A 12,784-nucleotide genomic window follows, 5' to 3' on the forward strand; every position below is an offset into this window, starting at 1 on the left:
ATTTTTACATTTTGAGGGGGAGAAAGACATGAGTGAAACTCAGGATAATAAACCAATGAAAGCAGCGAAACCTGCCAAACCAAAACATAGTCAAAATAAAAAGAAGAAAAAGAAAGGTTTTGTCTGGAATATAAGGAACAAACTATTGGTCTCCTTCCTGGCCGTTCTACTCCTGCCAAGCTTGGCAGTCGGCTTAATCACACTAACGATGGCTGAAGATGGCGTACAAGGACAATTAGTGGATAGTGCCATGCAAAGTGTGAGCACTGCCAATACCATTGTAGAAAGCCAAGTGAATTACAAGATTCATGACATTAACTATTTCGCGGATGCTCTTGATCCGAGCCTGATCAAAGGGGAGAACGATAGTCCCGAGCTTCAGTTGAAACTGGAGCAATATCTGGGCTTGCATCCCGATGCCATGAATATTTTTGTAGGAACAACAGACGGAGTCATGGTTCGAGGTAAACCAACAGCGAGCAGCACACGGGGAGATGCTTATGATCCTAGGGAGCGGGAGTGGTACAAACTAGCGATGGAAAAGCCAGGTACAGCTGTTGTATCAGCGGTGTCTGTTAATACCGATGGTGTTGCAGTTGTGTTTATCTCCAAAACATTAAAGGATCAATCCGGTGTCATCGGTTTATCTCTGGACCTGACAGACCTGCAAGAGCAGGCATCCATTAAGGTGGGCAAAGAAGGCTACGTCATTATTATGGATGCAAACAAAAACTATGTCGTATCCCCTGTAGCAGATGCAGGTACGCCGGAAACGAGCGGCACCCTTGATGAGATGTATCAGAGTCAAGAAGGTCAATTCGATTACGTGTACAACGATCAGCCGAAGATGATGATTTTCTCAACAAATGAAGCAACGGGCTGGAAAATTGCCGGCACGATGTTCAAGAGTGAAATAACCAATGCGAGTAAGGATATTCGCATGGCCACATTTATTGTTATTCTGGCGGCTACGTTCCTTACGCTCCTCTTTATTATCTGGTTTACACGCTCCATGCTGCGTCCAATTAAACGACTGCAGGAATCTGCCAGAGCCGTGAGTAAAGGTGACTTGACCGTGAAAATGGAAACAGGACGTAAAGATGAAGTGGGAGAACTTGCGAAGTATTTTGAACGTATGGTCGATAACCTTCGAATGATGATTCTTGGTGTACAGGAAACGACAGAACAGGTATCAGCTTCTTCTCAAGAGTTGTCTGCCAGTGCAGAACAAACCACCAAAGCGATTGAACATTCAACACAGGCCATTCAGGAACTGGCTGAAGGTGCAGAGCAGCAGGTAAACAGCGTGAAAGACGGATCGGGACAGATGAGCCGAATGGCAGAAGATGTTCGAATGATGTCGGAGCGTGTGCAATCGATTACGGCGAATATGCGGAATACGTCCGGAGCAGCTACTTCTGGTAATGAGGCAGCAGGACAGGCTGTGGTGCAGATGAACAGTATCCAGGAAACGGTGGAGCAGCTGGGAACGGTGGTTCAGTCTCTGAATGCCCGTTCGGTAGAGATCGGCAGCATGGTTGATGTCATTGCTTCCATCTCCAAACAAACGAACTTGCTCGCATTGAATGCTTCCATTGAAGCGGCAAGAGCGGGGGATGCGGGTCGTGGGTTTGCAGTTGTAGCTGGTGAGGTTCGTAAACTGGCAGAAGAATCCGGAAGTTCGGCAGCGCAGATTGGTGAGGTGGTTCATAATATCCGTCAGGACATGGATGCCGCTCTAATCGCTATGAATGCGGCTCAGACTCGGGTAGGAGAAGGAATTCAGGCCGTGAATACGTCAGGACAATCCTTTGCTCAGATTCGGGAGGCGGTGGAAGATGCTGTTCATACATTGGATGACTTGTCCGCAACAACGAAGCAACTGGAGAGCGGTGCATCCCACGTTGCCAAGGCGATGAGTGATATTTCGAATGTGACCCAGGAATCGGCTGCGAATACAGAATCCGTGTCGGCATCTTCGCAAGAACAACTGGCATCGGTAGAAGAGATTGCATCATCCTCGGCACATCTGAATAGCATGGCGGAACAATTACAAGGGTTGCTTGGCATGTTCAATATGGTAGAGGATACGCCGAAGGATAAGGGCAAAGAATAAAATCTAACATTGGAACGCCATAATTTACCACACTTTTTATAATAGAAGAAAATAAAGATAGACAATGTTCCTGTAGCCCTGTATAAATATATCGTCTGGTTATTCTGCGCGTATAGCGGTGTAATCTTACAAAACAAGATCGAATTAACGAAATAATATATTGATACAGGGTACAGCAGGAGGCTCTATGGTATACGTAGCAATACTGATTTTTGTAGTAACGATCACCTTGGTGATCTGGCAACCTCGTGGATTGGGTATCGGTTGGACTGCCTCGGGTGGAGCATTGCTTGCTCTGTTATGTGGAGTTGTTAGCTTAAACGATGCCTCGGATGTAGCATCCATTGTATGGAATGCAACGCTAGCCTTTGTTGGCATTATTATGATTTCTCTCATTCTCGACGAGACGGGTTTCTTCGAATGGGCTGCCCTTCATATGGCAAGGCTGGCTGGAGGAGACGGTCGCAGACTGTTCTTCTACTCCATTCTGCTGGGAGCCGCGGTGTCTGCCTTGTTCGCGAATGACGGTGCCGCGCTCATTCTGACGCCAATTGTGCTGGCAATGGTGCGTGCATTGAAGTTTGATGAGCGCATGGTGTTGGCTTTTGTGATGGCGAGTGGGTTTATCGCCGATACCACGTCGTTACCGCTGGTCGTCAGCAATCTGGTTAACATTGTTTCGGCCGATTTCTTTGGCATTACATTTGTGGAGTATGCGGTACGCATGGTTGTGCCCAATCTGTTCTCAATCGTAGCGAGTACGGGGATGTTGTTTTTGTTCTATCGCAAAAGCATACCCCTTCGCTACGACATCTCCGCGGCACGTGACCCCAAGGAAGCGATACGTGATCCACGGATGTTCCGAATCGCCTGGTTCATGCTTGGGCTGTTATTGGTTGCCTATGCATCCAGTGAGTTTCTGCCGATTCCCGTGTCGGTTATCGTTGGCTCTGTTGCGTTGCTGTTCGCTTTGTTGGCACGCAAGAGCGAGGCTGTTGATCTGAAACGGGTAATTAAGGAAGCACCATGGTCGATTGTGGTGTTCTCGGTGGGCATGTATATCGTCGTATATGGACTGCGGAATGCAGGGTTAACGGATCATCTGAGCCGCTGGCTGGATGCCATAGCAGAGCATGGTCTGCTGGCTGCTTCACTCGGGATGGGCATTATCGCTGCTGTATTATCATCGGTGATGAACAACCTGCCGACCGTGTTGATTAACCTGCTAGCCATCCAGGACGCGCATACCGAAGGTATCATTCAAGAAACATTGATCTACGCCAATGTCATTGGTTCCGACCTGGGTCCCAAAATGACCCCGATTGGATCACTTGCCACATTGCTGTGGTTGCATGTGTTGTCCCGCAAAGGTGTAAAGATTACATGGGGGTATTATTTCAAAGCAGGTATCATTCTGACGATTCCGACACTATTGATCACGTTAGCCGGATTGGCGCTATGGCTATGGATTATAGGTTAGTACAATCGTATTTTACATTTTCAACTAGCACAGACCGTTATACACACAAACCAACCTTTTTAGAAGGTTGGTTTTTTTGTGTTCTGTTTTCCTTCCCAAACGATTCTTAAATAGAATACTAACTTAGAATTTAAAAAAAGTGGGTATCATAAACGAATACACGATCACTTCCTAACTATTAGGAAAGAGTATAGGCTTGGTGGATATAAAGCGCTTGCATTAGTATGTGTGTAAGGAGGAAAGCCAAATGAGAAAACGTTACATTAAGCTATTAGAGCATTTAAAACAATCTGAGCATGATTTTGTGAGTGGAAGCGAATTAGCTAATCTATTTGATGTAACGACTAGAACGATTCGCAATGACATCAAAGAAATAAATGAAAATTATTTAGATAAAGCAATGATTATTGGCAATACTCGCAAAGGATACAAATTAGTTGGGGATTTATCCAGCCTGTATAAAAATGAAGATGATGACGAAGAAAGAGCATTTCATATTATCAAAGCACTGTTATCGCAGACTGATTTTATTACGTATGAGGATCTGGCTAGAACGCTTTATTTTTCGACTCAAACGATCCGTAAAGACGTGCAAAAATTAGTGCAAACGATTCAAGCAGAAAAGCAGAACATCGAAATTGAAGCGATTATTTTCCAAGGTATCCGGCTTAAAGGAAGCGAAGTTGAGAAACGGATTTTGCTCAAAAAACTAGTCACTACTGATTGTCTCAAACACATGCCGATAGACGAAGCACTGCAATACTATTTTGGCGATTGGTTCAACGAATCTTCTATTCATTTTATCTACGCTTGTATTGAAGAAGAGGTTGCCAAGTATAATTTATTGCTAAGTTTTCAAGAATTATTCTCGATCTGTGTGAATGTTTTGATCAGTCTTAAACGAGTAAGTCTTGCACAAAAAATAACTGAACAGGATATGAGGTTGGATCATACAAGCTTTGAAGAATTAAAAATAGCCCAATCTATTCTGATCCGTCTGGCTCAAGAAAGGGATATCCCTTTTGATGAATATGAGTATCAGTATTTAGGTTACCTGCTGATCGCATTGCAGATCTTACCTAAAAAAAATGAAGAAATCGGGCATGAACACGTGAATGAAATGGAACAAAAAATCAAATCAGTGATCCAAAAAGTTGGAGAGCAATATGGATTCATCAGCTACAAAAACCAAGAGTTACTTGATCGATTATTAGCTCATATTACCAAATCATTATACCCATTAAAGTATTATTTCCCTGTCGAAAATCCTTTTATTGCTCAAATAAAATCAGAATATACCCATGCTTATAATGTCGCAGTTGTGTTGGCAAAAGAATTGCAATTTTGCTTAAATATCAAAATACCCGAAAATGAAATCGGTTACTTGACGTTACACATTATGGGCATTATTGAGAACTCTCAAGATAATAGAAAACGGATTGCAATTATTTATGGCAAAAATCTATTAGTCGGCAAGCTATTGGAGCGTAAGATTAATCTCTATTTTCCGAATATTAGAATCGATAGTCTATTAGCTAATCATGAAATACATCTTCTTCCCGAAGGAATTGAAACGATTATCACAACGAGCGAGATTGCGGAACAACAGCAGTTAAATGTACAAAATATCATTCTGGTAAGTGAAATGATCACAAGTGATGATATGAAGAATATTTCGATTCAGTTAAATCGTGGACTACTCAAATATTATTTATCACCAGATGATGTTTTTTTCCTAAATGAAGACAATCCAATTGATTTGTTAAAAAAGCTTACAGAACTAGGCGATATTCAGCATTTATATACCAGTATTGTGGAAAGAGAAAAAATGTCGAGTACCAATATTGGGAATTTGGTCGCGATGCCCCATCCATTTGATTGTGGAGATAACAAAAAACTACGTGTACTGGTAGCGATTAATAAGCAGAAAATGCTATGGGGTGATCAGATGGCGCAGATCATTTTTCTGTTTATTCCGCCGAAAAATCAGAAGGTGAATAACACCAAATTTTTCGAAGAAATTTACGATGTGTTTAAACAGACCAATATGACAGACAAACTACTTCATATCACCAATTACGATGAATTTTTGGAAGTCTGGTCTTCCAAATAAATCTAGGAGGAATTCAAATGTTAATTAATATGAAAGATTTACTTAAAGTAGCGTATGAAAATAAATTTGCAGTCGGATCATTTAATGTAGCCAATAGCGAGTTCGTCAAAGTGGTCATTACAGCCGCAGAGGAGCAGAATTCGCCTGCAATTATGCAGATTCACCCGAATGAAATTGATCTAGTCACTGATGAGTTTATAGCTTATGTGCGAGAAGCCGCATCCAAGTCTAAAGTGCCGTTTGTTATTCATCTGGATCATGGAGCGACGATCAAAGATATTACACGTTCGATTCGCAATGGGTATACATCAGTCATGATGGATGCATCTCATTTACCTTTTGAGGAAAATATTGCGGCAACCAAGGAAGCGGTTGAACTGGCTCATCTGGTCGATGTATCTGTAGAAGGTGAACTAGGTACGATTGGGAGTAATGAAGGCAGCTCGGAAGGTGGGGCTGACGAGATTTTGTATACGAATCCAGAAGAAGCGGCGATTTTTGTAGAACAAACAGGTATCGATACACTTGCTGTCGCTGTAGGTACTTCACATGGTATTTATCCTCAATCCAAAGATCATTCGATCAAAATCGATCGTTTGAAACAAATTCATGAAAAAGTAAAAATTCCGTTAGTTCTGCATGGTGGATCAGATAATCCTGATGAAGAGATTAGAGAAGCAGTGAAGCATGGGATAGCGAAGATCAATTTATCAACCGATATGAAGCGAGCATTCTACAACCAATTAAGAGCGACACTCGATGCAAATCCGAAAGCATATGAACCGGATCAACTGATGCCTGAGGCGACCAAAGCGGCAACAGAACTGGTGAAGAAAAAAATGGATCTGTTCGGTTCTACAGGTAAAGCATCCCTTTATAAACTGGGAGAAATTTAAGAGGAGAGATCCATCATGAAGATTTCTAATGTCTTAAAACCGGAAAATATCATATTAGATGTCACCGCTACGACCAAAGCCGAATTAATAGATGAATTGTCGCAAAAGTTAAACGATAACGGCTATTTAAGTGATATTGAGCAATTTAAAAAAGATATCTGGGCACGTGAAGAACAGGTTCCTACAGAAGTCGGATTCGGAATAGCCATTCCACATGCCAAGTCTACTGGAGTACAGTCCCCTGCCATTATTATGGGCAGATCATTAAGCGGTATTGAATATAGTACCGAATCATGTAATTTATTTTTTATGATTGCAGTCGATCAAAGCTCTTCATCAGAACATTTGCAAACATTATCCAAAATTTCGACCTTTTTGATGGATGAACTATTTAGAGCAAAACTTATCCTTGCTCGAGATCAAGAAGAGATTGTCCGTTTATTTGAACAGGCAGAAGAGCAAGATGCGCAGGCACTTCAACGTCCTAAAAAGTATGCTGGCAAAAAAGTGGTTGGAGTTACAGGCTGTCCTACAGGAATTGCCCATACGTTTATGGCCGCGGAAGCATTGAAAAATGCGGCCAAAGAACTCGGTGTACACATTAAAGTGCAAACCAATGGATCAACAGGTGTTGGAAATCAATTGACTCCTGAAGATATTGCTGAAGCTGATGGTATTATTGTGGCGGCAGATGTCAAAGTCGATATGGATGTTTTTGGCGATCGTCCAGTGATCAAAACCTCTGTCAAAAATGGAGTCCATCATGCACAAGAGTTAATTGAAGATGCGATTGCTGGAAAAGGTGTCGTTTTGAATCAAGGCAACAGTACTCTTAAAGAAGCAAAAGAAAAAACACGTTTAAAGCAGCCTAAAATATACAGCCATATTATGAATGGTGTATCCTTTATGATTCCTTTTGTAGTGGCAGGCGGTATATTGATTGCGCTTTCGTTTATGTTTGGTATTCATGCGGCTGACCCAAATAGCCCGGACTATAATGCTTTCGCCGCTTTTTTAAGTACAGCAGGGGGTAGTGCTGCTTTTGCATTGATGGTTCCTGTATTAGCAGGGTATATTGCGTATAGTATTGCTGACCGTCCAGGATTGGCACCTGGTATGATTGGTGGGATGCTGGCAACTATTGGAGGTTCCGGCTTTTTGGGAGGTATGCTGGCTGGATTTATCGCCGGTTATACGATCATAGCTCTGAAAAAATTAGTCAAAGGCATTCCTGACTCACTGCAAAGCCTGTCACCTGTGCTGATCTTGCCATTAGTAGGTTCATTTATAACCGCTTTGATTATGTATTTTGTCATCAACAGTCCGATGGCTTGGATCAATGAGTCGTTACAAGGTTGGCTAAATGGTTTAACAGGTTCTAATGCTATTTTATTAGGAGCACTTCTGGCAGGAATGATGGCATCTGATATGGGAGGGCCGATTAACAAAACAGCATCTGCATTTGGACTGGCGATGTTCGCCAATCAAATCTTTGAACCTTCTGCTGCTCTGATGGTTGGAGGTATGGTTCCGCCACTGGGTATTGCATTAGCTACAACATTATTTAAGAATAAATTTTCAATCGAAGAACGTAATGCAGGCAAAGCCGCTTATATTATGGGTGCATCGTTTATTACAGAAGCCGCGATTCCGTTTGCCGCAAATGATCCCTTGCGAGTTATTCCATCCAATATTGTAGGTGCAGCGATTGGTGGAGGAATGTGCATGGCTCTAGGCATTTCGTTACAAGCTCCTCACGGTGGAATCTTTGTTATTCCCATTGCGGCAAGTAATCCATTATTGTATATTGTCTGTATTTTAGTTGGTTCCATCATTACAGCTTGTATGATTGGATTGTTAAAGAAACCTGTATATCAACCAAAAAGTAATTCAAGCGACCCGTCAGATAAAAAAGCCTTAACAACTATGAAATCTGCATAAATTCTCTAACCACCTGGTGCCATGCACTGGATGTGAGGCAGTTGATTGTTCTATATAACGGATTGATTCAATATCTACATTAAGTATTTACACAAGGCCAGCCTTTTATAGGGCTGGCCTTTTTTGCCTACTTCCCAGGCAGGAGATTGAAATGCCTGAGATCCAACGAGCGCTGACACAACGCAGGGAACGGAACGATTGTGGAAAAGCGAAGCGTTCGCCTTTATCCCCGGATGTATTCCTTGAAAAAAGTAAATCATATAAATCCGGGGATAACAGCGATTGAAACAACGTCCTTCCCGAAGCGGCCACTTCAGCGCAACTTGTCTCAGATGATTTTCAATATACAGCCGATATTTTTAACATTGCGTTTACAAAACACTGATTTTAAGATGACATACCGAAACTACAATGAGTAAAGAGTTGATGGTGAACAAACAAATTCACAAAACGCCATCACTACATTGGGGGAGGAAAACAAAACATGTTTAAAAAGTTGCCGTTTATTTTGATGACCTTAACGTTCGTACTGGTTCTCGCAGCATGCGGATCGAAAAATGACGCTGGTACAGAGGGTGCCGCAAGCAATGGATCAGGAGAAGCTGCTACTGAGCTTAGCGGTAACATTCTGGCAGTCGGATCGACAGCATTGCTACCTCTGGTAGAACAAGCTGGACAGAAATTTATGGCAGTTGATGAATATAAGAACGTAACGGTTCAAGTTCAAGGTGGCGGTAGTGGTACTGGTTTGACACAAGTATCTGACGGACAAGCTACAATCGGTAACTCTGATGTATTTGCAGAAGAGAAACTGGAGGACGAAGCCAAAGTAAAAGAATTGGTTGACCATCAAGTAGCAGTAGTAGCTATGGCGCCAGTTAGCAACAAAGATGCAGGTGTAGAAGATTTGACGAAGCAACAACTGATCGACATCTTCTCCGGTAAAGTAACAAACTGGAAAGACGTTGGCGGCGCGGATAAAGCAATTGTTATTGTAAACCGTCCGAGCAGTTCCGGTACTCGTGCAACTTTTGAGAAGTATGCATTGGGTGCAAAAATGGGTGATATCCAAGGTTCGATTCAAGAAGATTCTTCTGGTAACGTAAAAAAATTGGTATCTGAAACGCCAGGTGCTATTGGTTACCTCGCCTTGTCTTACTTGGATGACAGCTTGCAAGTGTTGAAATACGAAGGTGTAGAAGCAACAGTTGAGAACGTAGAAGCAGGAACTTATCCAGTGTGGGCTTACGAGCACATGTACACAAAAGGTGAGCCTGATGCAGCAACAAAAGCATTCTTGGATTACATCTTGAGTGACGAAATTCAACAAAACGACGTGACAGAACTTGGATACATTCCAATGTCAGGTATGAAAGTAAAACGCGATGCAGCAGGTAATGTGGTTGAGTAATCTTTGAACTTGCGCATACAGCGAAAGAGGCGGACTTAGGTCCCGCCTCTTTACGCGGTTTGCTCTAAAATAATCCCATATTTTGCATTAATTCTACTATAGAAGGATGGTTGTTATGGAACAGACCGAAGGGGGAACGGTAATGAATAACAAGTTGAAACCGCGCCGGCCCTTAAAAGAGAAACATTATTGGGAAGAGTGGACGGGACGGATCTATACGTCGATTTGTGTCGTTTTCCTGATCGTTGTCATGTTTTCCATTGTTTATTTTGTAGCGTCCAAGGGACTGTCCACATTTTTCCAAAATGGAATAAGCATCAGCGAATTCCTTGGTGGAAAGACGTGGAATCCGACCGGAGAACCTGCGTTCTACGGGGCATTACCGTTCATCACAGGTTCTTTCATTACAACCTTGCTTGCAGCATTGATCGCAAGTCCGCTTGGCCTGTGTGCAGCGCTCTTCATGACAGAGATTGTTCCGGGTAAAGGCAAAAAGATCTTGCAGCCTGCGATTGAGCTCTTGTCCGGAATTCCATCCGTTGTATACGGATTTATTGGTCTGAGTGTCATCGTACCTTTGTTGCGCGGTATCTTTGGCGGAACAGGCGTCGGGATTGCAGCCGGATGTCTTGTTCTCGCGGTAATGATTCTTCCTACGGTGACAAGTATTATGGCAGATGCATTGTCCGCATTGCCAAAAGGATTGCGTGAATCCTCCTACGCACTGGGTGCCACTCGCTGGCAAACCATCTACCGTGTCATTATCCCAACAACTTTGCCAGCTTTGTTGACAGGTGTCGTTTTGGGTATGGCCCGTGCTTTTGGTGAGGCACTTGCTGTGCAGATGGTTATCGGTAATGCACCGCATGTTCCAACATCCTTGCTTGAATCAGCTTCAACATTAACAAGTGTAATTACACTCAGCATGGGTAACACCACGATGGGTTCTGTTCATAACAATGCACTGTGGAGTATGGCGCTTGTCCTGTTGGTGATGACCTTTGTCTTCGTCATTCTGGTTCGCCTGCTTGAAAGGAGAAACCGGGTATGAAACTGAAGGCAAAGACGGTAGATAAAATTGCAACATCCGTTATCGTTGTACTGGCCCTGTTCATTGTTATTCTATTGCTCGGTCTGCTTGGCTTCATCATGTATAGAGGCATTGGACATATTAGCTGGAACTTCCTTACAAGTGCACCACAGTTGCTTAAGGGTGGCGGCGGGATTGGTCCACAGCTCTTCAACTCCGTATTCTTGCTTGTTCTGACCTTGCTTGTTACCATTCCACTCGGATGGGGCGGCGGGATTTACATGGCGGAATACGCCAAACCAGGCAAGATTACCAGCTTCATTCGTCTGGTCGTTGAAGTATTGTCATCATTCCCATCCATCGTTATCGGTTTGTTTGGTCTCTTGCTGCTAGTAAATCAATTTGGTCTTGGTTTCTCCCTGATCTCGGGTGCCTTGGCTCTGGCGATCTTTAACTTGCCACTGATGGTACGGACAACGGAGCAGGCCTTCCGGGCTGTTCCGAAGGAACAGAAGGAAGCAGGTCTGGCGCTTGGACTGTCCAAGTGGAAGATTATCACTTCCATTCTACTGCCTGTGGCATTGCCGAGCTTGATTACGGGTACGATCCTGGCATCGGGCCGGATCTTCGGTGAAGCAGCAGCGCTGATGTTCACCGCAGGTATGAGTAGTCCACCATTGGACTTTACAGATTGGAATCCGACGAGTCCAAGATCACCGCTTAATCCTTTCCGTCCGGCAGAGACACTTGCTGTCCATATCTGGAAAGTGAATAGTGAAGGTATTGGGCCAGATTCCAAAGAAGTGGCAGCAGGGGCATCCGCCGTGCTTGTCATTCTCGTGCTGGCGTTCAATCTAAGTGCACGCTGGATCGGTCGGGTTGTATTCCGCCGCATGACAGCTTCGAAATAAGGAGGAACCAACATGGCCATACCTTTTGGTACGGAACAGTTAAGCATATATTATGGACATTTCCAGGCGGTCAAGCAGATTAGCCTGACGTTTCCTGAAGCAAGCGTAACGGCTCTTATTGGGCCGTCTGGTTGCGGTAAATCCACATTCCTCCGTTCGCTGAACCGGATGAACGACGAGATTGCCGGTTCCCGTACAGAGGGACATATCTGGATGGACGGTAACGATCTGAATGAGCCTGGAACCGATGTAATCAAGCTTCGCCAGAAGATTGGCATGGTGTGGCAGAAGCCAAATCCTTTTCATAAGTCCATCTACAACAATATCGCGTTTGGCCCCCGCTACCGTGGTACGAAGAGTAAGAAGGCACTGGATGAAATTGTGGAAAAAAGCTTGCGTCGTGCTGCGCTCTGGGACGAAGTAAAAGACAGACTGCATGAATCAGCTCTGTCTCTCTCTGGCGGACAACAGCAGCGCCTATGTATCGCTCGCGCTTTGTCTGTTGAACCACAGATCCTGCTGCTCGATGAGCCGGCATCTGCACTTGACCCGGTATCTACGGGTAAAGTTGAAGAGTTGATTACCGAGCTCAAGAAGGAGCTACGGATTGTTATTGTTACCCATAACATGCAGCAGGCGGCACGCATCTCGGATTACACAGCTTATTTCTATCTGGGAAGCATGATTGAGCACGGGGATACAGAGCATATTTTCACGAACCCGGACAATCGTCTGACGCAAGAATACATTATGGGTCGTTTCGGTTAATTGGATCATAAATAGAGACAAAAGAAAGCACAATGCCTGGACGGTTGTTCGGGGGTTGTGCTTTTTTAATTTATATTTTAGTGGGATTTTCTGTATGCGGGATAAACATTATGCTACG

Annotated in this window: 9 protein-coding genes; all 9 read left to right on the forward strand. The window is 43.7% G+C overall.

Annotation, left to right across the window (positions count from 1 at the left end):
* The first annotated feature begins 28 nt into the window (after positions 1-28).
* The 9 genes from MHI52_RS02570 to pstB all read left to right on the forward strand — a co-directional run bounded on the left by MHI52_RS02570 (position 29) and on the right by pstB (position 12,666).
* Positions 29-2,116, forward strand: a complete 2,088-nt coding sequence (locus tag MHI52_RS02570; RefSeq protein WP_405158381.1) for a methyl-accepting chemotaxis protein — start codon at positions 29-31, stop codon at positions 2,114-2,116.
* Between the two features lie 187 nt (positions 2,117-2,303).
* On the forward strand, positions 2,304-3,596 hold the full coding sequence (locus tag MHI52_RS02575; RefSeq protein WP_405158382.1) for an arsenic transporter: 1,293 nt from the start codon (positions 2,304-2,306) through the stop codon (positions 3,594-3,596).
* A 247-nt stretch (positions 3,597-3,843) separates the two neighbouring features.
* On the forward strand, positions 3,844-5,709 hold the full coding sequence (locus tag MHI52_RS02580) for a PRD domain-containing protein (protein ID WP_353883099.1): 1,866 nt from the start codon (positions 3,844-3,846) through the stop codon (positions 5,707-5,709).
* 17 nt (positions 5,710-5,726) lie between these two features.
* Complete coding sequence (locus tag MHI52_RS02585; RefSeq protein WP_353883098.1) at positions 5,727-6,605, forward strand: ketose-bisphosphate aldolase; 879 nt, start codon at positions 5,727-5,729, stop codon at positions 6,603-6,605.
* A gap of 15 nt (positions 6,606-6,620) precedes the next feature.
* A complete protein-coding gene (locus MHI52_RS02590) occupies positions 6,621-8,546 on the forward strand; it encodes a fructose-specific PTS transporter subunit EIIC (protein WP_353883097.1) in 1,926 nt (641 codons plus the stop codon).
* Between the two features lie 484 nt (positions 8,547-9,030).
* Positions 9,031-9,957 (forward strand): phosphate ABC transporter substrate-binding protein, encoded by a 927-nt coding sequence (locus MHI52_RS02595; RefSeq protein ID WP_074093252.1) that lies wholly within the window; start codon positions 9,031-9,033, stop codon positions 9,955-9,957.
* A 115-nt stretch (positions 9,958-10,072) separates the two neighbouring features.
* The gene (gene pstC / locus MHI52_RS02600) at positions 10,073-11,008 is read left to right on the forward strand and encodes a phosphate ABC transporter permease subunit PstC (RefSeq protein ID WP_373888080.1); all 936 of its coding nucleotides are present in this window, start codon (positions 10,073-10,075) and stop codon (positions 11,006-11,008) included.
* 2 nt (positions 11,009-11,010) lie between these two features.
* Positions 11,011-11,898 carry a phosphate ABC transporter permease PstA gene (gene pstA, locus MHI52_RS02605; RefSeq protein ID WP_036616846.1) on the forward strand — a complete coding sequence of 296 codons (888 nt, stop codon included), beginning with the start codon at positions 11,011-11,013 and terminating at the stop codon, positions 11,896-11,898.
* Between the two features lie 12 nt (positions 11,899-11,910).
* Positions 11,911-12,666, forward strand: a complete 756-nt coding sequence (gene pstB, locus MHI52_RS02610) for a phosphate ABC transporter ATP-binding protein PstB (protein WP_036616781.1) — start codon at positions 11,911-11,913, stop codon at positions 12,664-12,666.
* Positions 12,667-12,784 lie beyond the last annotated feature (118 nt).

The sequence above is a fragment of the Paenibacillus sp. FSL H8-0283 genome, assembly GCF_045040675.1.
Lineage (GTDB): Bacteria > Bacillota > Bacilli > Paenibacillales > Paenibacillaceae > Paenibacillus > Paenibacillus amylolyticus.

Excerpts from the sequence above, each read along its gene's own strand:
- pstC (WP_373888080.1), top strand. The coding sequence starts at position 10,073 with ATGGAACAGACCGAAGGGGGAACGGTAATGAATAACAAGTTGAAACCG.
- MHI52_RS02575 (WP_405158382.1), top strand. The coding sequence starts at position 2,304 with ATGGTATACGTAGCAATACTGATTTTTGTAGTAACGATCACCTTGGTG.
- MHI52_RS02590 (WP_353883097.1), top strand. The coding sequence starts at position 6,621 with ATGAAGATTTCTAATGTCTTAAAACCGGAAAATATCATATTAGATGTC.
- MHI52_RS02585 (WP_353883098.1), top strand. The coding sequence starts at position 5,727 with ATGTTAATTAATATGAAAGATTTACTTAAAGTAGCGTATGAAAATAAA.
- MHI52_RS02580 (WP_353883099.1), top strand. The coding sequence starts at position 3,844 with ATGAGAAAACGTTACATTAAGCTATTAGAGCATTTAAAACAATCTGAG.
- MHI52_RS02570 (WP_405158381.1), top strand. The coding sequence starts at position 29 with ATGAGTGAAACTCAGGATAATAAACCAATGAAAGCAGCGAAACCTGCC.
- pstB (WP_036616781.1), top strand. The coding sequence starts at position 11,911 with ATGGCCATACCTTTTGGTACGGAACAGTTAAGCATATATTATGGACAT.
- MHI52_RS02595 (WP_074093252.1), top strand. The coding sequence starts at position 9,031 with ATGTTTAAAAAGTTGCCGTTTATTTTGATGACCTTAACGTTCGTACTG.